The organism is Caballeronia sp. LZ003, assembly GCF_031451465.1.
Classification (GTDB): Bacteria; Pseudomonadota; Gammaproteobacteria; order Burkholderiales; family Burkholderiaceae; genus Caballeronia.
Genome location: NZ_JARUXJ010000001.1, coordinates 2,351,614 through 2,371,398, shown reverse-complemented (window position 1 = coordinate 2,371,398; position 19,785 = coordinate 2,351,614). Strand labels below are relative to the sequence as shown.

19 protein-coding genes and 1 pseudogene are annotated in these 19,785 nt (G+C 62.4%); 18 read left to right on the top strand and 2 right to left on the bottom strand.

Annotated elements, in window-relative coordinates; translation table 11 throughout:
• The first annotated feature begins 24 nt into the window (after positions 1-24).
• The 13 genes from pheA (at position 25) to cysM (ending at position 13,383) form a co-directional block, all read left to right on the top strand.
• Positions 25-1,107, top strand: a complete 1,083-nt coding sequence (pheA, locus tag QCE79_RS10700; protein WP_244825924.1) for a prephenate dehydratase — start codon at positions 25-27, stop codon at positions 1,105-1,107.
• Positions 1,108-1,189: 82 nt separating this feature from the next.
• Positions 1,190-2,116 (top strand): prephenate dehydrogenase, encoded by a 927-nt coding sequence (locus QCE79_RS10695; RefSeq protein WP_250526115.1) that lies wholly within the window; start codon positions 1,190-1,192, stop codon positions 2,114-2,116.
• 9 nt (positions 2,117-2,125) lie between these two features.
• Positions 2,126-3,430: a 3-phosphoshikimate 1-carboxyvinyltransferase gene (aroA, locus tag QCE79_RS10690; RefSeq protein WP_250509355.1), complete on the top strand. Its 1,305-nt coding sequence runs from the start codon at positions 2,126-2,128 to the stop codon at positions 3,428-3,430.
• A 103-nt stretch (positions 3,431-3,533) separates the two neighbouring features.
• Complete coding sequence (gene cmk, locus QCE79_RS10685) at positions 3,534-4,214, top strand: (d)CMP kinase (protein ID WP_309844033.1); 681 nt, start codon at positions 3,534-3,536, stop codon at positions 4,212-4,214.
• A 165-nt stretch (positions 4,215-4,379) separates the two neighbouring features.
• The gene (gene rpsA / locus QCE79_RS10680; protein ID WP_244825917.1) at positions 4,380-6,113 is read left to right on the top strand and encodes a 30S ribosomal protein S1; all 1,734 of its coding nucleotides are present in this window, start codon (positions 4,380-4,382) and stop codon (positions 6,111-6,113) included.
• 22 nt (positions 6,114-6,135) lie between these two features.
• Positions 6,136-6,465 carry an integration host factor subunit beta gene (locus tag QCE79_RS10675; RefSeq protein WP_244825916.1) on the top strand — a complete coding sequence of 110 codons (330 nt, stop codon included), beginning with the start codon at positions 6,136-6,138 and terminating at the stop codon, positions 6,463-6,465.
• Between the two features lie 358 nt (positions 6,466-6,823).
• Positions 6,824-7,117 (top strand): lipopolysaccharide assembly LapA domain-containing protein, encoded by a 294-nt coding sequence (locus QCE79_RS10670; RefSeq protein WP_244825914.1) that lies wholly within the window; start codon positions 6,824-6,826, stop codon positions 7,115-7,117.
• A gap of 82 nt (positions 7,118-7,199) precedes the next feature.
• Positions 7,200-8,375, top strand: a complete 1,176-nt coding sequence (gene lapB / locus QCE79_RS10665) for a lipopolysaccharide assembly protein LapB (RefSeq protein ID WP_244825912.1) — start codon at positions 7,200-7,202, stop codon at positions 8,373-8,375.
• Positions 8,376-8,444: 69 nt separating this feature from the next.
• On the top strand, positions 8,445-9,845 hold the full coding sequence (locus QCE79_RS10660) for a UDP-glucose/GDP-mannose dehydrogenase family protein (RefSeq protein WP_309844031.1): 1,401 nt from the start codon (positions 8,445-8,447) through the stop codon (positions 9,843-9,845).
• Positions 9,811-10,788: a D-glycero-beta-D-manno-heptose-7-phosphate kinase gene (gene rfaE1, locus QCE79_RS10655; protein WP_244825909.1), complete on the top strand. Its 978-nt coding sequence runs from the start codon at positions 9,811-9,813 to the stop codon at positions 10,786-10,788. The genes QCE79_RS10660 and rfaE1 overlap by 35 nt, the downstream gene beginning before the upstream one ends.
• A 28-nt stretch (positions 10,789-10,816) precedes the next feature.
• Positions 10,817-11,809: an ADP-glyceromanno-heptose 6-epimerase gene (gene rfaD, locus QCE79_RS10650; protein ID WP_309844029.1), complete on the top strand. Its 993-nt coding sequence runs from the start codon at positions 10,817-10,819 to the stop codon at positions 11,807-11,809.
• Positions 11,810-11,884: 75 nt separating this feature from the next.
• On the top strand, positions 11,885-12,238 hold the full coding sequence (locus QCE79_RS10645; protein ID WP_244825907.1) for a helix-hairpin-helix domain-containing protein: 354 nt from the start codon (positions 11,885-11,887) through the stop codon (positions 12,236-12,238).
• A gap of 242 nt (positions 12,239-12,480) precedes the next feature.
• Positions 12,481-13,383: a cysteine synthase CysM gene (gene cysM / locus QCE79_RS10640; protein WP_250465316.1), complete on the top strand. Its 903-nt coding sequence runs from the start codon at positions 12,481-12,483 to the stop codon at positions 13,381-13,383.
• Between the two features lie 67 nt (positions 13,384-13,450).
• On the opposite strand, the gene mltB is transcribed toward cysM, so the two are convergent.
• Positions 13,451-14,599 carry a lytic murein transglycosylase B gene (gene mltB / locus QCE79_RS10635; protein ID WP_309844024.1) on the bottom strand — a complete coding sequence of 383 codons (1,149 nt, stop codon included), beginning with the start codon at positions 14,597-14,599 and terminating at the stop codon, positions 13,451-13,453.
• Positions 14,600-14,906: 307 nt separating this feature from the next.
• On the opposite strand from mltB, the gene QCE79_RS10630 reads away from it, so the two are divergent.
• The gene (locus QCE79_RS10630) at positions 14,907-15,830 is read left to right on the top strand and encodes a histone deacetylase family protein (RefSeq protein ID WP_309844022.1); all 924 of its coding nucleotides are present in this window, start codon (positions 14,907-14,909) and stop codon (positions 15,828-15,830) included.
• Positions 15,831-15,834: 4 nt separating this feature from the next.
• Here the strand turns inward: QCE79_RS10630 and QCE79_RS10625 are convergent, their stop codons facing one another.
• Positions 15,835-16,713, bottom strand: coding sequence for an alpha/beta hydrolase (locus QCE79_RS10625; RefSeq protein ID WP_309844020.1), 879 nt, complete (start codon positions 16,711-16,713; stop codon positions 15,835-15,837).
• 232 nt (positions 16,714-16,945) lie between these two features.
• Between QCE79_RS10625 and QCE79_RS10620 the strand changes: the two genes are divergently transcribed.
• From QCE79_RS10620 to QCE79_RS10605, 4 genes and pseudogenes are all read left to right on the top strand, one after another.
• A complete protein-coding gene (locus QCE79_RS10620; RefSeq protein WP_309844016.1) occupies positions 16,946-17,980 on the top strand; it encodes a methionine ABC transporter ATP-binding protein in 1,035 nt (344 codons plus the stop codon).
• On the top strand, positions 17,970-18,623 hold the full coding sequence (locus QCE79_RS10615) for a methionine ABC transporter permease (protein ID WP_244825900.1): 654 nt from the start codon (positions 17,970-17,972) through the stop codon (positions 18,621-18,623). The genes QCE79_RS10620 and QCE79_RS10615 overlap by 11 nt, the downstream gene beginning before the upstream one ends.
• Positions 18,624-18,657: 34 nt before the next feature.
• Positions 18,658-19,452: a MetQ/NlpA family ABC transporter substrate-binding protein gene (locus QCE79_RS10610; RefSeq protein ID WP_250465312.1), complete on the top strand. Its 795-nt coding sequence runs from the start codon at positions 18,658-18,660 to the stop codon at positions 19,450-19,452.
• A gap of 234 nt (positions 19,453-19,686) precedes the next feature.
• A pseudogene (locus QCE79_RS10605) lies at positions 19,687-19,785 on the top strand (electron transfer flavoprotein subunit beta/FixA family protein); the annotation flags it as partial.

Below are 19,785 nucleotides of genomic sequence, written 5' to 3'. Positions count from 1 at the left end.
AACTGCATCTGCCCCAAGCACCGCATGGACGACGATCTCAATTCAAGACTCAAACCGCTGCGTGAACGCATCGACGCGCTCGACGCGCAACTCATCGCGCTTTTGAATCAGCGCGCTTCCGTCGCGCTCGAAGTCGGCGAAGTGAAGAAGCATTTCAACGCGCCCGTGTTTCGGCCGGAGCGCGAACTGCAAGTCATCGCGCGTCTGCAGGAAATGAGCGACGGCCCGCTCGCCGACGCGCACATCGCCGCGATCTGGCGCGAGATCATGGCCGCGAGCCGCGCGCTCGAACAGACTATCCGTTCAGCGTTCCTCGGCCCGGTCGGCACGTATAGCGAACAGGCGATGTTCGAATACTTCGGTCATTCGATCGAGGGCCTGGCGTGTCCGTCCATCGACGAAGTGTTTCGCTCGGTCGAAGCGGGCGCCGCGCAGTATGGCGTCGTGCCGGTCGAGAATTCGGCGGAAGGCGCGGTGTCGCGCACGCTGGACTTGCTGCTGGAAACGTCGCTCTTGATTGGCGGCGAACTCGCGCTGCCGATTCACCACAATCTTTTGACCGCGTCCGGCACGCTCGAAGGCGTGAAGCGCGTCTATGCGCATCCGCAAGCGCTCGCGCAGTGCCAGCACTGGCTGACCGCGAACGCGCCGCAGCTCGAACGGCAGGCGGTTTCGAGCAACGCGGAAGCGGCGCGTATCGCGGTGGGCGACCCGGCCGTCGCGGCCATCGCTGGCGACCGCGCGGCCACGCATTACGGCTTGGGCGTCGTTTATTCGCAGATTCAGGACGACCCGCACAACCGCACGCGCTTCGTGATCATCGGTCGCGAACCGACGGGGCCGAGCGGTCACGATCAAACTTCGCTCATCGTGACGGTGACCAATGAATCGGGCGCAATGTTCAAGCTCCTGGAGCCGCTCGCAAAGCACGGCGTTTCCATGACGCGCTTCGAATCGCGGCCCGCGCGCGCCGGCACGTGGGAGTATTACTTCTATATCGATATCGAAGGGCATCGCGACGATGCGTTCGTCGCCGCCGCGCTCGATGAACTCGGGCGCAAGGCCGCGTTTCTGAAGATTCTCGGGTCCTATCCGCGCGCGCGTTGACCCGAGTTTTCGCGGGCCGCCGCTCGATTCGGGCAGCGGCCGATTTTTCCAGCGTCGAACGGCGCGCACTTATCGATGTTCCGTGGACGCATTCTCTTTCAATAAACTGGTTATTTTCGGCGTCGGCCTGATCGGCGGATCGCTTGCGCGCGCGTTGCGCGAGCGCGCGGGAATCGAAGGCCGCGTGGTCGGCATCGGACGCTCGCTGCGCTCGGTCGAGCGCGCGCTCGAACTCGGCGTGATCGACGAAGCCGTCGCGCTCGACGACGACGCGGCGCTCGCACGTGCGTTGCACGGAGCGGATCTCGTCTTGATCGCGGCGCCCGTCGCGCAGACCGAACCGCTGCTCGCGCGCATCGCGCCCTTGCTCGAAGCGCGGACCATCGTCACGGACGCAGGCAGCACCAAGAGCGACGTCGTCGCGGCGGCGCGCGCGGCGCTCGGCGTAAAGCTCGCGCAGTTCGTGCCCGGGCATCCGATCGCCGGGCGCGAATCGAGCGGCGTCGATGCCGCCTTGCCCGACCTTTACGTGGATCGCAACGTCGTGCTTTGTCCGCTCGCCGAAAACGCGCCGGCCGATGTCGACCGCATCGCCGCGATGTGGCGCGCGACCGGTGCGGCGGTGCATCGCATGAGCGAGACGCAGCATGATCGCGTGTTCGCGTCGGTGAGCCATCTGCCGCACGTGCTCTCGTTCGCGCTCGTCGAGCAGATTCTGGAAGCGCCCGACGCCGAGCTGAAGTTCTCTTTCGCCGCGGGCGGATTTCGCGATTTCACGCGCATCGCGGCATCGAGTCCGGAAATGTGGCGCGACATCTGCGTGGCGAATCGCGCCGCGCTGCTCGCCGAACTCGACGATTACGCCGCCGTGCTCGCACGGTTTCGCGCGGCCATCGATGCGTCGGACGGCGCGGCGCTCGAAGCGGCGTTCGCGCGTTCGCGTGTCGCCAGAAAAGAATGGCAGGAACGCGGCAGCATCAAGACGTCCGGCGATCCCGCCGCGAAATAAGGAAAGACCATGGAACATCTCGATCTCGGACCCTTCTCCCGCGCGTCCGGCACGGTGCGGCTGCCCGGCTCGAAGAGCATCTCGAACCGCGTGCTTTTGCTCGCCGCGCTCGCGAGCGGCGAAACGCAGATCACGAATCTGCTCGATTCCGACGACACACGCGTGATGCTCGCCGCGCTGCAAACGCTCGGCGTTACGCTTCTAAACGACGGCGAACGCGTCATCGTGAACGGCACGGGCGGCGCGTTTCCGTCGAAGAAGGCGGAGCTGTTTCTCGGCAACGCGGGCACGGCGGTGCGGCCGCTCACGGCGGCGCTCGCGGTCAACGGCGGCGAATATCGCGTGCATGGCGTGCCGCGCATGCACGAACGGCCAATCGGCGATCTGGTCGATGGCTTGCGTCAGATCGGCGCGAAAATCGACTACGAGCTCAACGACGGCTTCCCGCCGCTCAAGATTCATGCGGCGAAAATCGCCATCGACCAACCCATCCGCGTACGCGGCGATGTATCGAGTCAGTTTCTGACCGCGCTTTTGATGAGCCTTCCGGTGATCGAGGGGCGTGACGCGCCGGTGACCATCGAAGTCGAAGGCGAGCTGATTTCGAAGCCGTACATCGACATCACCATCCGGCTGATGGAGCGTTTCGGCGTGCAGGTCGAGCGCGACGGCTGGGCGCGCTTTACCGTGCCGGCCGGCGCGGGCTACCGGTCGCCAGGCGCGATCATGGTCGAAGGCGATGCATCGTCCGCGTCGTATTTCCTGGCGGCGGGCGCGATCGGCGGCGGTCCGGTGCGCGTGGAAGGCGTGGGCCGGGCGAGCATCCAGGGCGATGTCGGTTTCGCCGACGCGCTCAATCGCATGGGCGCGAACGTGATGATGGGCGAAGACTGGATCGAAGTGCGCGGCGTCGAGTCCGACGACGGCAAACTCGCGCCCATCGACATGGACTTCAACCTGATTCCCGACGCGGCGATGACCATCGCCGTGGCCGCGCTCTTTGCCAACGGCACGACCACGCTGCGCAATATCGCTAGCTGGCGCGTGAAGGAAACGGACCGCATCGCCGCGATGGCAACCGAGTTGCGCAAGGTCGGCGCGACGGTGGAAGAGGGCGCGGATTATCTCGTCGTCACGCCACCCGCCGAACTCACGCCGAACGCCGCGATCGATACTTACGACGATCACCGCATGGCCATGTGTTTTTCGCTCGTGAGTCTGGGCGGCGTGCCGGTGCGCATCAACGATCCGAAGTGCGTGAACAAGACGTTCCCCGATTATTTCGATCGCTTTGCGACGCTCGCCCACGCCTGAAAGAGACGCTCAAGACTCAAACGCCAACGAACGCCGCAACATGAAACGCGACCATTTCGACTTCAACGAAAGCAGTAATAACGGGCCAGAAAGGCCGAGAGCAATGAAACCGACCCGTCCATTCGACCCTACACCAGTAATCACCATCGACGGGCCGACCGCTTCGGGCAAGGGCACGGTCGCGGCGCTCGTCGCGGCCACGCTCGGCTTCCACCTGCTCGACAGCGGCGCGCTTTATCGGCTAACGGCCTTGGCAAGCCTGAGCTACGACATCGACACGGACGACGCAGCCGCGCTCGCAAAGCTCATCGGCGCGCTTCACATCACCTTCCGCGAGGGCTGTGCGCAGCTCGACGGCGTGGATGTATCGAGCGAGATTCGCGCCGAGGAAGTCGGCAACCGCGCGTCGGCGATCGCCGTGCACCCGCAAGTGCGGCAGGCGCTCGTCGCGCGGCAGCGGGCGTTTCGCAAGCGTCCGGGCTTGGTCGCCGATGGCCGCGACATGGGCACCGTCATCTTTCCCGATGCCACGTTGAAAGTGTTTCTGACCGCAAGCGTCGAAGCACGCGCGGCGCGCCGGCATAAGCAATTGATGCAAAAAGGTTTTTCTGCTAGTATGGATGACTTGCTGCGAGATTTGCGTGAGCGCGACGCCCGGGACTCCAACCGGGCCACCGCACCGCTCAAAGCCGCGGTGGACGCGAAGACGCTGGACACCTCCGGTTTGTCGGTCGATCAGACGGTGGAACAAATCATCGGTTGGTACAGCGCGGTTCGTGTATAGCGGTTCGTTTTTAGCGAGTTGTGAAGAACAGTAGTCAGCTGTAGACGCAAGGTGCTCTTCCATGTGGCGGAGCGTGTTTCAACCCCTTAACCCCGCATCGCCTCGCGCACTTACCCGGCCATATTCCGGCTCCTCGGAAACTTCAAAGGCCATCGCGCAAAAGCCGTGCAAATATCGATTTTTATGTCCGACCTGCAAACCTCTACCCCGAATACCGAATCTTTCGCGGCTCTGTTCGAAGAGTCGCTGACCAAGCAGGACATGCGCGCCGGCGAAGTGATCTCCGCCGAAGTCGTGCGCGTCGACCACAACTTCGTGGTCGTGAACGCTGGTCTCAAGTCCGAAGCCTACATTCCGCTCGAAGAATTCCTGAACGACGCGGGCGAGGTTGAAGTGCAGGCGGGCGACTTCGTTTCCGTCGCAATCGACGCGCTGGAAAACGGCTATGGCGACACCATCCTGTCGCGCGACAAGGCGAAGCGTCTGGCTTCGTGGCTGTCGCTGGAAAAGGCCCTCGACAACAACGAACTCGTGACCGGCACGATCACGGGCAAGGTCAAGGGCGGCATGACCGTGATGGTCAACGGCATCCGCGCATTCCTGCCGGGTTCGCTGGTCGACACGCGTCCGGTCAAGGACACGACGCCGTACGAAGGCAAGACGCTCGAATTCCGCGTCATTAAGCTCGACCGCAAGCGTAACAACGTCGTGCTGTCGCGCCGCGCTGTCATCGAAGCGACGCAAGGCGAAGAGCGCGCAAAGCTGCTCGAAACGCTGAAGGAAGGCGCGATCGTGGAAGGCGTGGTCAAGAACATCACCGACTACGGCGCGTTCGTTGACCTCGGCGGTATCGACGGCCTGCTGCACATCACCGACATCGCATGGCGTCGTGTGCGTCACCCGAGCGAAGTTCTGTCGGTTGGCCAGGAAGTCACCGCCAAGATCCTCAAGTTCGACCAAGAGAAGAACCGCGTTTCGCTCGGCATCAAGCAACTGGGCGACGATCCGTGGGAAGGCATCTCGCGCCGTTACCCGTCGGGCACGCGCCTGTTCGGCAAGGTCACCAACATCACCGACTACGGCGCATTCGTCGAAGTGGAATCGGGCATCGAAGGCCTGGTTCACGTGTCGGAAATGGACTGGACGAACAAGAACGTTGCACCGTCGAAGGTCGTGCAGCTGGGCGACGAAGTCGAAGTCATGGTTCTGGAAATCGACGAAGACCGCCGCCGTATCTCGCTCGGCATGAAGCAATGCAAGCCGAATCCGTGGGATGACTTCAGCCGCAACTTCAAGAAGGGCGACAAGATCAGCGGCGCCATCAAGTCGATCACCGACTTCGGCGTGTTCATCGGTCTGCCAGGCGGCATCGACGGCTTGGTTCACCTCTCCGACTTGTCGTGGAGCGAAACCGGCGAAGAAGCCGTGCGCAAGTACAAGAAGGGCGACGAAGTCGAAGCCGTGGTTCTGGGCATCGACGTGGACAAGGAACGTATTTCGCTCGGCATCAAGCAGCTCGAAGGCGATCCGTTCAACAACTTCGTCGCGATCAACGACAAGGGCGCTATCGTCGACGGTACGGTGAAGTCGGTGGACGCGAAGGGTGCGGTTATCACCCTGACGGCGGACGTCGAAGGTTATTTGCGTGCTTCGGAAATCGCGCAAGATCGCGTGGAAGATGCTCGCAACGTGCTGAAGGAAGGCGACAAGGTCAACGCGATGATCATCAACATCGATCGCAAGTCGCGTGGCATCAACCTGTCGATCAAGGCGAAGGATTCGGCCGAACAGCAGGAAGCCATTCGTGGTCTGCAGACTTCGGACTCGAACGCCGCCGCCACCGGCACGACCAACCTCGGCGCGCTGCTCAAGGCCAAGCTTGACGGCCAGAACAGCTAAGCCTTAACGGTACTGCTGCAGTATGACCAAATCGGAATTGGTCGCCCAGTTGGCGTCGCGATTTCCGCAACTTGTCCTCAAGGATGCGGATTTCGCGGTGAAGACGATGCTCGATGCGATGTCGGAGGCTTTGGCCAACGGTCATCGTATCGAGATTCGCGGCTTCGGCAGCTTCGGGCTCAATCGCCGTCCGTCGCGCGTCGGGCGCAATCCAAAGTCGGGTGAGAAAGTGCTGGTACCGGAGAAATTCGTGCCGCACTTCAAGCCGGGCAAGGAGTTGCGTGAACGCGTGGATGGTCGTGCGGGTGAGCCGCTGAAAGAGTCGAATGACGACGATGCGGACGATCTCTGATCGGCGCCCATCGTCCCCGTGATCAACTTGATCTCAGGTTCGCGGCGTCCGGCCACGAGGCAATCGACCAGAAAAGCACCCTGCGGGGTGCTTTTTTTATTGCCGGCCGAACTTGCGCGGCCTTAAAGCGGCACGTAACGGGTGCGGCATTTGCTCGGCCATCGCCTGCTGATCAATTTCAACGATTGGTGATAGCCCTTTCGCGCCCGATGCGTTCCAATTGAGGGTCGGCGCGCCGCAGGTGCTGGCGCGCGAAGGCATCCATTACAATACCGGTCACTTTGACCTGGTTATCATCCGCGCGGGCTTGGCATCATGCCAACCACTGACACGCGCGACCGCTCCTGGAAAACCGTACATGAAATTCATCGTCTGGCTGATCCGTGTCCTGGTATTCGTGCTTCTGCTCGTGCTGGCGCTCGCGAATCGCGACCCCGTCACGCTGAACGCGCCCGGTGGATTCCAATGGCAAGCGCCTTTGATCCTGATCGGCCTCGCATTCTTCCTCGTGGGCTTGCTGGCAGGACTGGTTTCGGCTGTGCCGAAGATGCTGCGTTTGCGCATGGAAAACGGGCGTCTCAAGCGCGAGTTGCGTGTCGCACGCGAGACGCCGGTGGTGAAGGAAGAGCCGCCCATGCCGCCGCTCATCTAAAGAAATCATTCGCAACTGTCCCGGCGAGCGCCGTGAGGGTTGTTAAAAAGCAGACACCTAACCGACTCTTCGACAAAAGCGCATGGATCTAGACTTCTGGTGGCTGCTCGTCATTCCCGTTGCCTTCGCTCTCGGCTGGATGGCGTCCCGCTATGACCTGAAAACGCTGCTATCCGAAAATGCGAACCTGCCGCGCTCGTATTTTCGCGGCCTGAATTTCCTGCTCAACGAGCAACACGACAAGGCGATCGACGCGTTCATCGAGGTGGCCAAGCTCGATCCCGAAACCATCGAACTGCACTTTGCGCTCGGCAACCTGTTTCGGCGGCGCGGCGAAACCGATCGCGCGATCCGCGTGCATCAGAACCTCTTGAGCCGTGCCGATCTTCCCGTGGCCGAGCGCGATCACGCGCTCTATGAACTCGGTCAGGACTTTCTGAAGGCTGGGCTGCTCGATCGCGCCGAGGAAACTTTCCGCTCGCTCGAAGCCGGCGAATACTCGCTTGGCGCGCAACGTGCGCTTCTGACCATCTACGAAATCGAAAAAGATTGGCCGAAGTCGATCGCGACCGCCGAGCGCATCGAAAAGATGGGCGCGCCGTCGCTGCATATGGAGATCGCGCATTTCCATTGCGAGCTTGCGCAGGAGGCTTTGCAGCGCAAGAATCCGGAAGGCGCGCGCGACGAGTTGAAGCTCGCGCTGGCGTCGAATCCGGATAACGTGCGCGCGACCATTCTCTCGGGCGATGTCGAAGCCGCCGCCGGCAATGTCGAAACGGCCATCGAAAGCTGGAAGCGCGTGGAGGCGCAGAACGAAGCGTATCTGCCGCTCGTCGCCGAGAAGCTGATGAAGGCGTACAGCACGCTTGGCCGCAAGGAAGAGGGCGTCGATTTGTTGATCGATTACGCGAGCCGTTATCCATCGAACGATTTGCTCGATGTCGCGTACAAGCATGTTCAGGAGTTGCGCGGACTCGACGCGGCGCACGCGCTTGCGAGGAAGCAAATGGAAAGCGCGCCGAACCTCGCGGGCATGACGCGTCTGCTCGAAGCGCAGGAAGCGACCGCCGAGGAGCCGCGCCGCGGCGAGCTCGAACTCATGCGCACGCTCGTCAAACAGCGCACGAAGAATCTGCCGCGCTATACATGTCAGACCTGCGGCTTCCGCGCGCGTCTATTCTATTGGCAATGCCCCGGCTGCAGCGGCTGGGAAACCTACGCGCCGCGCCGCGTGGAGCCGATCACCAGTTCCGCCTGAGGGCGGACGCGCTCGAGAGCGCGAGGCGTCGTCTCCGCCACCGGCATTTCAGGAATCAGTTAAAAGCGTATGAAAATCACCATCGTCGGCACGGGTTACGTCGGTCTGGTTACCGGCGCGTGTCTCGCCGAAATCGGCAATGACGTGTTTTGCGTGGATGTCGATCCGCGCAAGATCGATATTCTCAACAACGGCGGCGTGCCGATCCACGAGCCGGGCTTGCAGGAAATGCTCCGGCGCACGCGCGCGGCGGGTCGTATTCAGTTTTCCACCGACGTGCAGGCAAGCGTCGAGCATGGCGAGATCCAGTTCATCGCGGTCGGCACGCCGCCCGACGAGGATGGCTCCGCCGACTTGCAGTACGTGCTCGCGGCGGCGCGCAATATCGGCCGCTATTCGAACGGCTTCAAGGTGATCGTCGATAAATCCACGGTGCCAGTCGGCACGGCGCTGCAGGTCAGCAACGTGGTCGAAGCCGAACTAAAGGCGCGCGGACTGGAAGGTTCGGACGAACACGGCTTCTCGGTCGTGTCGAATCCGGAGTTCCTCAAGGAAGGCGCCGCCGTGGACGACTTCATGCGGCCGGATCGCATCGTGATCGGTATCGACGACGAGAACGGCAAGCTCGCGCGCGAGAAGATGAAGCGGCTCTACGCGCCATTCAACCGGAATCACGAGCGCACGTTGTACATGGACGTGCATTCCGCCGAGTTCACCAAGTACGCGGCCAACGCCATGCTGGCCACGCGCATCTCGTTCATGAACGACCTGTCGAATCTCGCGGACATGGTCGGCGCGGATATCGAAGCGGTGCGACGCGGGATCGGTTCGGACCCGCGCATCGGCTATCACTTTTTGTATGCGGGCTGCGGCTACGGCGGCTCGTGTTTCCCGAAGGATGTGCAGGCGCTCGTTCAGACCGCGCGTGAGAACGGCCATAGGCTGCGCATTCTCGAAGCGGTCGAGGAAGTCAACGACGCGCAAAAAGAAGTGCTTGTCAACAAGATCGTCAGGCGCATGGGCGAGGATCTGCGCGGGCGCACGTTCGCCGTGTGGGGGCTCGCGTTCAAGCCCAATACCGACGACATGCGCGAGGCGTCGAGCCGGCGCATCGTCGAGGCGCTGCTCTCGCGCGGCGCGACCGTGCGCGCTTACGATCCCGTCGCATTGCAGGAAGCCGAACGCGTACTCGCGCTCGATCTGGCCGAGCGGCCCGACGACATCAGGCGTCTGCACTTCGTGCGCTCGCAGCAGGAAGCGCTGACGGATGCGGATGCGCTCGTCATCGTGACCGAATGGAAGGAGTTCAAGAGCCCGGACTTCGCGCATCTGAAGAGCGCGTTGAAAATGCCGGTGATCTTCGACGGCCGCAATCTGTATGAACCGGAAGCGATGTCCGAGATGGGCATCGATTACTACGCAATAGGACGTCCTCATGTCGCTCTCGACAGTAACGGCAAGCGCAGCTGATTCCGCCGACATTCCGGTGGTGCCGCGCGCGCGCATTTCGGCGGCGCGCGTGCTCGTAGTGGGCGACGTGATGCTCGACCGCTACTGGTTCGGCGACGTGAATCGCATCTCGCCGGAAGCGCCCGTGCCTGTCGTGCACGTGCAGCGCAAGGAGGACCGCTTGGGCGGCGCGGCCAACGTCGCGCGCAATGCGGCGGCGCTCGGCGCGCAGGCTGGCCTCTTGTGTGTGGTCGGGCATGACGAACCGGGCGAGCGCATCGTCGAATTGCTGGGCGAGAGCCGGGTCGCGGGCCATCTCGAACGCGATCCCGAACTGCTGACGACCATCAAGCTGCGCGTGCTGTCGCGGCAGCAGCAACTGCTGCGTGTCGATTTCGAAAACACGCCGAATCACGAAGTGCTGGCCGCGTGCCTCGCGCGCTTCGCGGAACTGCTGCCGCAGCACGACGTCATCCTCATGTCGGACTATGCGAAGGGCGGGCTCACGCACGTCACGCAGATGATCAGCGAAGCGCGGCAAGCAGGCAAGCCGGTGCTGGTCGACCCAAAAGGCGACGACTGGGACCGCTATCGCGGCGCGACACTCATCACGCCGAATCGCGCGGAGTTGCGCGAGGTGATCGGGCAGTGGAAGTCGGAAGAAGATTTGCACGAGCGCGTGAGCAAGCTGCGCGCGGAACTCGACCTGAGCGCGCTCTTGCTCACGCGTTCGGAAGAGGGCATGACACTCTTCACCGAGAACCAGGTGCTGCACACTTCGGCCGAAGCACGCGAAGTGTATGATGTCTCGGGCGCGGGCGACACCGTCATCGCGACCGTCGCGACCATGCTCGGCGCGGGTGTGCCGCTCGTCGATTCCGTGGCTTATGCGAACCGCGCGGCGGGTATCGTGGTTGGCAAGCTCGGCACCGCGACCGTCGATTACAACGAACTCTTCGCCTGACTCTTCGGGCAACTCGGGCAACTCCATCATGACCTTTATCGTTACCGGAGCGGCTGGCTTCATCGGCAGCAATATCGTCAAGGCGCTCAACGAGCGCGGCGAGCATCGCGTGATCGCAGTGGACAACCTCACGCGTGCCGACAAGTTCAAGAATCTCGTCGATTGCGAGATAGACGATTACCTCGACAAGACCGAATTCGTCGAGCGCTTCAGGCGCGGCGACTTCGGTCAGGTGCGCGCGGTGTTTCATCAAGGCGCCTGTTCGGACACGATGGAAACCGACGGCCGCTACATGATGGAGAACAACTTCCGTTACAGCCGCGACGTGATGGATATCTGTCTCGCACAGGGCGCGCAGTTTCTCTACGCGTCCTCGGCTGCGACGTATGGCGGTTCGAGCCGCTTCGTCGAAGAGCGCGAATACGAAAAGCCGCTCAACGTCTACGGATATTCGAAGCTGCTGTTCGACCAGATCGTGCGTCAGGTGTTGCCGAAGGCGGGCAGCCAGATCGTCGGCTTTCGCTACTTCAACGTCTACGGTCAGCGCGAAACGCATAAGGGGCGCATGGCGTCCGTGGCGTTCCACAATTTCAATCAGTTCCGCTCGGAAGGCAAGGTCAAGCTCTTCGGCGAATACAACGGTTATGCCGCAGGCGAGCAGACGCGCGATTTCGTCTCCGTCGAGGACGTGGTCAAGGTGAATCTGTACTTTCTCGATCATCCGGAGAAGTCGGGCATCTTCAATCTCGGCACGGGCCGCGCGCAGCCGTTCAACGACATCGCCTCGACGGTCGTCAACTCGTTGCGCGCACTGAATGGCGAGGCCGCGCTCTCGCTGGCGGAGCTCGTGCAGCGCGGCTTGATCGAATACGTACCGTTCCCGGATGCGCTGCGCGGCAAGTATCAATGCTTCACGCAGGCGGACCAGTCGCATCTGCGCGCGGCCGGTTACGACGCGCCGTTTCTGACGGTGCAAGAGGGTGTCGATCGCTACGTGCGTTGGCTATTCGGCCAGCTATAAAGGCAATCGAAGTCTCTCTACACTGGGTCTCGCGGTCGGCACTGTTCGCCGGCCGGTTCTTCTGGAGACTCAGTCATGTTCAAGCAAGCATTCTCAACGATCGTCGCGCTCGCGCTCACCTTTTCCATCGGTTCCGCGCTCGCGGCGGTCGATGTCAACACCGCCAACGCCGACGCCCTGCGCGGCATCAAGGGCATCGGCCCGGCCAAGGCGAAAGCCATCCTCGATGAACGTCAGGCGCACGGCCCCTTCAAGGACGCGTCCGATCTCGGCTCGCGCGTGAAGGGCATGGGCGGCAAGACCGTATCGCGCCTGGAGGCCGAAGGACTGAGCATCGGCGCGGCGCCGAAAGCGGCAGCGCCCAATTCCGTGAACGCGACGCCGGTCTCGGCATCGACGGCGGCGAAGCCCGTGGTCGTCAAGAAATAGCCGGCGGCTCTTTCCTCGCATCAAAAAAGCTCCTTCAGCCTCGGATGGTTTGGGCTCCCCGCGGTCTGTCTCGTCGCGGGGTTTTTGCATGAACGCCGATGCGCCCGGCATTCCATCCGTGCAAGAGGGGTGAAGAACATGGAAAGGACCGCTGGGCTACAATCGACGGATTCCCATACCAAATCCCCACGAAGATCGCACGCGGTGTGACCTTTTCGGCGGGATATGAATCCGATCCGCTTATGGCTTACATGACTATCGAAGACACGATCGGCAACACGCCGCTCGTGCAACTCGTCCGCGTCGTGGACGATGAAATCCGCAGCCGCAACAACGTCGTTCTCGGCAAGCTGGAAGGCAATAACCCGGCGGGATCGGTGAAAGACCGTCCGGCACTGTCGATGATCAGGAAAGCTGAGGAACGCGGCCGCATTAAGCCGGGCGACACGCTGATCGAATCGACGAGCGGCAACACCGGTATCGCGCTTGCCATGGCTGCGGCAGTGCGCGGCTACAAGATGGTGCTGATCATGCCGGAGGACTTGTCCATCGAGCGCCGGCAGAGCATGGGCGCGTATGGCGCGCAGATCATCCTCACGCCGGTCACGGGCGGCATGGAATACGCGCGCGATTTGGCCGACCAGATGCAGCGCGATGGCCGCGGCATCATCCTCGATCAATTCGCCAATCCGGACAATCCGCTCGCGCACTACGAAACCACCGGGCCGGAACTGTGGAAGCAGACGGAAGGACGCATCACGCACTTCGTCTCGTCGATGGGCACCACGGGCACGATCATGGGCGTGTCGCAGTTTCTGAAAGAGAAGAACGAGCAGATCGAGATCGTCGGAGCGCAGCCGGAGGAAGGCTCGCGCATTCCGGGCATCCGCAAATGGCCGGAAGCGTATCTGCCGAAAATTTTCGATCGTAGTCGCGTGGATCGCGTCGAGAACGTGAGTCAGGCAGCGTCGGAAGCGATGGCGCGCCGGCTGGCATCGGTCGAAGGCATCTTCGCGGGCATTTCGTCGGGCGGCGCGTGCGAAGTCGCGCTGCGCGTGGCGCGTCAGGTCGAGAACGCGACCATCGTGTTCGTGGTGTGCGATCGCGGCGACCGCTATTTGTCTACAGGCGTGTTTCCCGCGTGAGTCCTTCCGCGGCCGCAATGAAAAAACCCCGGCGCGCCGGGGTTTTTGCTTGGTGCCAAAGAAGCCCTTACTGCGCGCCTGTTGCCATGCGCGCCTTCACGGCCTCGCCAAGCTGATACACCGCGAGCGCATAAAAGAAGCTGCGGTTATAGCGCGTCAATGCATAGAAGTTCCTGAGCCCGAGCGTGTATTCGGTGGCGCGGCCCGGCGTGGGCAGATCGACGACCGTAAGCGGCGTGCCGGCTTCGGCATCGACATTAAGGCCCGGCTGGTCGATTATCATGCCCGCTTTCGTCAGTTGCGCGAGCGACCAGCGCGGCTCCGGCTCACCGTTCGCGGCCGCTTCCGCAATACCCTGACTGCCGACATCGCCCGCGATTTTCCACACCACCGGGCGCCCGGGTTCCCAACCGTTCTGCTTCAGATAATTCGCGACACTGCCGATGGCATCCGCCGGACTCGTGCGCAGATCGATACGGCTGTTGCCGTCGTAATCCACCGCATATTGCACGATGCTGCTTGGCAGAAACTGCGGAATGCCGATCGCGCCCGTGTACGAGCCGAGCACGGTGGTCGGGTCGATTTGCGCGTCGCGCGTCCAGACCAGCAGGTCTTCGAGATTCTTGCGGAAGGTCGCCTGACGGTCCACGCGATTCGGCACATTGGGGTAGTCGAACGTGAGCGTGGTCAGCGCGTCGAGCGCGCGGAAGTTGCCCATGTATTTGCCGTAGATCGTCTCCACGCCGATGATCCCGACGATCACTTCCGGCGGCACACCGAACTGCTCGGAGGCGCGCTGCAGCGTCGCCTGATTCGCGCGCCAAAATTTCACGCCTGCGTTGATGCGCACCGGCTCGATGAAGCGCGCCTGATACGCGCGCCAGTTCTTCGCGGACGGCGTGGGCGAAGGCAGCACTAGCTTGACTGCCGTCGCCGAATAACTGACGTGATTGAAGAGGTCGTGCAGCGCGGCGGAGTCGAAATCGTAGCGCGCGACCATGTCGTTGATGAACGCATCGACATTCGGGTTGTTCGCGTAGCGCTGCGGAACGATCTCTTCCTCGAAATCCTGTCCTTGCGGCGTTGCGGTTTGCGGTTGCTGCGACTGCGCCCACGCGCTGTTGCCGCCAAACGTGGCGATCGCGCAAACGAACGAGGCGAGAAGGGCGCGCTTGAGCGAGACAGGAGAGACGAACGGGGCGAACTGAAAAGTCATAGTCTGCGTGGTTGTGCGATAAGGGGCGTAGCCGGATGTTCGAACGGTCAGACGCCTGCTGAACGGTGCAACGATCCGCAACGTTTCTCAACGGAACGCAGCGGCCGGCGACATGCCGTGCACGCATGCAAGGCTGCCTTCGGCTCGGGGCAGTATAACCGACGCATGGTGCCCGGACTGCCGTGGAGAGCGAGAAGGCGGCCGTTTCGAACGGTGTGGTAACTTAACGTCAAATGCGCGGTGCGGGATACGCGTATGACGAAAAAACACGAGACGAGAGCCGACCCCGACGGCACTGCGAGACATCATGGCCACCGGCTTTTACTCCCACCCCGACTGCCTCAAGCATGACAACGGCGAGTGGCATCCCGAATGCGCGGCGCGTTTGCAGGCGATTGAAGATCAACTGATCGCAAGCCGCATCGACATGCTCGTCGAGCGCGAGGAAGCACCGCTCGCCGGGGAAGCCGACCTAGCGCGCGTGCACACGCAGTCGCATATCGATTACATCAAGAGCCGCACGCCCGAGCATGGCAGAAGCGAACTCGACCCGGATACGTCGATGTGTCCGCAGTCGTATCGCGCGGCCTTGCGTGCGGCGGGCGCGGCGATCGCGGCGACCGATGCCGTCATCGAGGGCCGATACGAAAACGCGTTTTGCAGCGTGCGTCCGCCGGGTCATCATGCCGAGCCCGCGCGCGCGATGGGCTTTTGTCTCTTCAATAACGTGGCCATCGCGGCGCGGCACGCGCTCGAAGTGCACGGTCTGCAGCGCGTCGCCGTGATCGATTTCGACGTGCATCACGGCAACGGCACCGAAGCTGCGTTCACGGGCGACTCGCGCGTCATGATGTGCAGCTTCTTCCAGCATCCGTTCTATCCGTTTACGGGCGCGGACAATCACGCGTCGAACATGGTCAACGTGCCGCTGCCCGCGCGCACCAAGGGCATGGCAGTACGCGAAGTGGTCGACCTGATGTGGCTGCCGCGCCTCGAGGAATTCAAGCCGCAGATGCTGTTCGTCTCGGCGGGCTTCGATGCGCACCGCGAAGACGATCTTGGCAACATGGGACTCGTCGAGGACGATTACGCGTGGATCACCGAAAAGATTCGCGCGGTGGCCGAGCGTTATGCACAAGGGCGCATCGTCAGTTGTCTCGAAGGCGGCTACAACCTCTCGGCGCTCGGGCGCAGCGTCGTCGCGCATCTTCGAGCGCTGGCCGAAATCTAGCCTTTCACGGATGCGTGCGCGCATAGTCGGCGCGCACGAGCGTCCAGTCGATGAGCGCGCGAATCACGCGATCGCGGTCCAGGTCGTTGAGCGTCTCGTGATAGCTGCCGTCGACCATTTCGAGCGTGCTGTCGGTCGAGCCCGCATTGGCTTCGAATTCACGGCTGCCGGCCGGATCGCAGATGACATCCGCCGTGCCATGAAACACCAGAAGCGGCAACTTGATGAGATCGCGCTTTGCCGCGATGCGCTCCATCGCCGCGAGAATCTGCGCGCCCGTGCGAGCTGGAACCGGACCGTGATGCACGAGCGGATCGCGCCGGTTCGCCTCGACGACGCCGGGCGCGCGCGAGAGCAGCGCGGGATCGATCGAGAACGCGGGCCAGCGCGGCATCAGCGTGCCGACGATGCGGTTGAGCGTCGTCTTCCAGCGCGGCGTGCCGCTGCCAATGCGCAATGCCGGGCTCGACAAAATCAATCCAGCCAGCTTCTTCTCGCTCCCGCGCTCGGCGGCATGGAGCGCGGCAATCGCACCGCCCATGCTGTGGCCCATCAGAAAGAGCGGCGTGTCGGCGGGCGGTGTCGTGGCGCAGGCTTCGAGAAGAACTTGGGCATCGAGCAGATAGTCGGTGAAGACGCGCACCCACGCACGCTCGCCCGACGACTTGCCGTGACCTCGCAGATCGATTGCGAACAGTTCGATGCCCGCCGCGTTGAGCGCTAGCGCCAGCGCGTCGTAGCGGCCGGCGTGTTCGGCAAGGCCATGCACGAGCGCGATGCGCGCTGTCGGCTCTAGTGGAGGCTTCGGCTGCCAGCGGTGCAGAAAGAGTTCGACGCCCTGGCGTGTGGTGACGGTGCTGGTCGAGTAGACGTTGGTTGGCATGCGGTGAGCTTCGAAGTGATCGGCTGCGGCCAGGCATCAAGCAAATTCGATTCAGTAATTAAATCATCGAAATTCATTATTAAACAGAATGTTGATGCTCCGGTAAAATCCTGCGGCTGAACAGCAACGAAGTTAGAACGAGCGGCGGCTGGCTGCGCGGACGCTACAGTGTCCGCGAAAGCCTCCCGCCGTTTGTATTTTCCGGACCACGCATGAATCACGTCCTGGTCGAATGATCGAAATCCGCAATCTCTCACAGCGTTTCGCGAGCCCACGAGGCTGGGTCGAAGCGCTACACAACGTCAATCTGACGATTCCCGCCGGCGAAGTGTTCGGCATCATCGGGCGCAGCGGCGCGGGTAAGAGCACGCTGGTGCGCACCATCAACCTGCTGACGCGACCGAGCGAAGGCAGCGTCGTGGTCGATGGCCGCGATCTCATGACGCTCGGCAAGCACGACTTGCGCGCCGCGCGCCGTGACATCGGCATGATCTTTCAGCATTTCAACCTGCTGTCGTCGCGCACGGTGTTCGACAACGTCGCGCTGCCGCTCGAACTCGCGGGCAACAAGCGTGCGGAGATCGAGGCCTTGGTGTTGCCGCTGCTCGAACTCGTCGGCCTCACCACGCACAAGGACAAATATCCCGCGCAAATCAGCGGCGGGCAGAAGCAGCGCGTGGGCATCGCGCGCGCGCTTGCGAGCAAGCCGAAAGTGCTGCTCTCCGATGAAGCCACCTCCGCGCTCGATCCCGAAACCACGCGTTCCATTCTCGACCTGCTGCGCAAAATCAATCGCGAGCTCGGGCTCACGATCGTGCTCATCACGCATCAGATGGACGTCATCAAGCAAGTGTGCGATCGCGTCGCCGTGCTCGATGCCGGGCGCGTGGTCGAAGAGGGCAAGGTGGTCGATGTCTTCATGCAACCGCATCACGAAGTCACGCGCGCGCTGATCGGCGATGTCATCGCGCACGAGTTGCCGCCCGCGCTCAAGGTGCGCGTGGCCGAGCGTCTCAAGACCGGCAGCGGCCATTTGCTGCGGCTCGCGTTCACGGGCTCGGGCGTCGATCAGCCGATTCTCTCCGAGACCATCCGCCGCTACGAGCTCGACTTCAATATCCTGCATGGCCAGATCGACGAGATTCAGGGCCAGGCGTTCGGCTCGCTCGCGGTGCTCGCGGGCGGTCAGCCGGTGAAGGTCGCCGAGGCGATTACTTATTTGCGCTCGCAAGGCGTCGTGGTGGAGGAGCTTTCCCATGTTGAGTGAAATGTTCGACATGTTCGTGCAGTCGTTCTGGGAGACGCTGATCATGGTCGGCATCTCCGGGCTGATCGGCGCGGCGCTTGGGCTTCCGCTCGGCGTGCTCCTGTATCTGACGGATCGCGACGGCGTGCTGCCCAATCTCGCCGTGAATCGAGTGCTCGGCGGCATCGTCAATGCCGTGCGCTCGACGCCGTTCATCATTCTGCTCGTCGCGGTCATTCCCTTTACGCGGCTCGTCGTGGGCTCGTCCATCGGTACGGCGGCGGCTGTCGTGCCGCTGACCATCGCGGCCGCGCCGTTCATCGCGCGGCTCGTCGAAACCGCGTTGCGCGAGGTGGATCGCGGGCTCATCGAAGCCGCTCAGGCCATGGGCGCGACCACGCGACAGATCGTCTTCAAGGTGCTGCTGCCGGAATCGTTGCCGGGCGTGGTGGCGGGGCTGACCATCACGTTCGTTTCGCTTGTCGGTTATTCGGCGATGGCCGGTGCAATCGGCGGCGGCGGGCTGGGCGACCTCGGCATCCGCTACGGTTATCAGCGCTTCCTGCCTGAAGTGATGCTCACGGTGGTCATCATCCTCATCGTGTTCGTGCAGCTCGTGCAGTCGTTCGGCGACTGGCTCGTGCGCCGTCTCAGTCACAAGTGAAGTTCGCATCAACCTCATAACGAAAGGTCAGTTCATGCAACGTCGATTCATTCTGAAGTTCGCCGCCGCGTTGTCCGCGGTCATGCTGGTCAGCGGCGTCGCGCATGCCGAAGACGCGATCAAGGTCGGTGTGACGGGCGGGCCGCACGCGCAGATCATGGATGTCGTGAAGCAGGTCGCGGCGAAGAACGGCCTGAAGATCACGGTCATCGAATTCTCGGACTATGTGCAGCCGAACGCCGCGTTGTCCGCGGGCGACCTCGACGCGAACAGCTATCAGCACTTGCCGTATCTCGATGCACAGGTGAAGGATCGCGGCTACAAGCTCATCAAGGTCGCCGACACGGTGACGTTCCCCATGGGCATCTACTCGAAGAAGATCAAGTCGCTTGGCGAGTTGCAGAACGGCGCGCGCGTTGCGGTTCCGAACGATCCTACCAACGGCGGCCGCGCATTGCTGCTGCTGCAAAAGCAAGGCTTGCTCAAGCTGCGCGCCGATGCCGGATTGAAGGCGACGCCTATCGATATCGTCGAAAATCCGAAGAAGCTGAAGATCGTCGAACTCGATGCCGCGCAGATTCCGCGCTCGCTCGCCGACGTGGACGCCGCCGCGATCAACACGAACTTCGCGATGGAAGCGGGTCTCAAGCCGAACGCGGATGCCATCGCGATCGAAGATCCGCATGGTCCGTACGCCAACATCATCGCCATTCGCGCGGTGGACAAGGACAAGCCTTGGGTCGCGAAGCTGGTGGCCGCGTATCACTCGCCGGAAGTGAAGCAGTTCATCGCCGGCAAATACTCGGGCGCGGTGATTGCCGCCTGGTAATCCAGCGAAAAGCGGACTGCGGGTTTTTTGGGATAGTGAATAGAACGGTCGTTCGATATTATTCGGCGTATGCCGATCGTGCGTCGCCTCGCCCACCCGTTTCGGCGGGGGAAGCGCACACGCAGCGCTCGTATAATGTGAGACTGGGTTGACTCAATCGATCGCCGAATCCGCAAGGAATCGGAAGAACAAGCTTCCTCCGTTAGCGCGGAGAGACCCTTTTGGAGCGTGTGGATGAAAATTCTGGTGCCAGTCAAGCGCGTGGTCGACTACAACGTGAAGGTCCGGGTGAAGTCGGACAACACGGGTGTCGATATCGCCAACGTGAAGATG

Coding starts and splice junctions, on each gene's coding strand:
- pheA (WP_244825924.1), top strand. CDS start 25: ATGGACGACGATCTCAATTCAAGACTCAAACCGCTGCGTGAACGCATC.
- aroA (WP_250509355.1), top strand. CDS start 2,126: ATGGAACATCTCGATCTCGGACCCTTCTCCCGCGCGTCCGGCACGGTG.
- cmk (WP_309844033.1), top strand. CDS start 3,534: ATGAAACCGACCCGTCCATTCGACCCTACACCAGTAATCACCATCGAC.
- QCE79_RS10675 (WP_244825916.1), top strand. CDS start 6,136: ATGACCAAATCGGAATTGGTCGCCCAGTTGGCGTCGCGATTTCCGCAA.
- QCE79_RS10670 (WP_244825914.1), top strand. CDS start 6,824: ATGAAATTCATCGTCTGGCTGATCCGTGTCCTGGTATTCGTGCTTCTG.
- lapB (WP_244825912.1), top strand. CDS start 7,200: ATGGATCTAGACTTCTGGTGGCTGCTCGTCATTCCCGTTGCCTTCGCT.
- QCE79_RS10660 (WP_309844031.1), top strand. CDS start 8,445: ATGAAAATCACCATCGTCGGCACGGGTTACGTCGGTCTGGTTACCGGC.
- rfaE1 (WP_244825909.1), top strand. CDS start 9,811: ATGTCGCTCTCGACAGTAACGGCAAGCGCAGCTGATTCCGCCGACATT.
- rfaD (WP_309844029.1), top strand. CDS start 10,817: ATGACCTTTATCGTTACCGGAGCGGCTGGCTTCATCGGCAGCAATATC.
- QCE79_RS10645 (WP_244825907.1), top strand. CDS start 11,885: ATGTTCAAGCAAGCATTCTCAACGATCGTCGCGCTCGCGCTCACCTTT.
- cysM (WP_250465316.1), top strand. CDS start 12,481: ATGGCTTACATGACTATCGAAGACACGATCGGCAACACGCCGCTCGTG.
- mltB (WP_309844024.1), bottom strand. CDS start 14,599: ATGACTTTTCAGTTCGCCCCGTTCGTCTCTCCTGTCTCGCTCAAGCGC.
- QCE79_RS10630 (WP_309844022.1), top strand. CDS start 14,907: ATGGCCACCGGCTTTTACTCCCACCCCGACTGCCTCAAGCATGACAAC.
- QCE79_RS10625 (WP_309844020.1), bottom strand. CDS start 16,713: ATGCCAACCAACGTCTACTCGACCAGCACCGTCACCACACGCCAGGGC.
- QCE79_RS10620 (WP_309844016.1), top strand. CDS start 16,946: ATGATCGAAATCCGCAATCTCTCACAGCGTTTCGCGAGCCCACGAGGC.
- QCE79_RS10615 (WP_244825900.1), top strand. CDS start 17,970: ATGTTGAGTGAAATGTTCGACATGTTCGTGCAGTCGTTCTGGGAGACG.
- QCE79_RS10610 (WP_250465312.1), top strand. CDS start 18,658: ATGCAACGTCGATTCATTCTGAAGTTCGCCGCCGCGTTGTCCGCGGTC.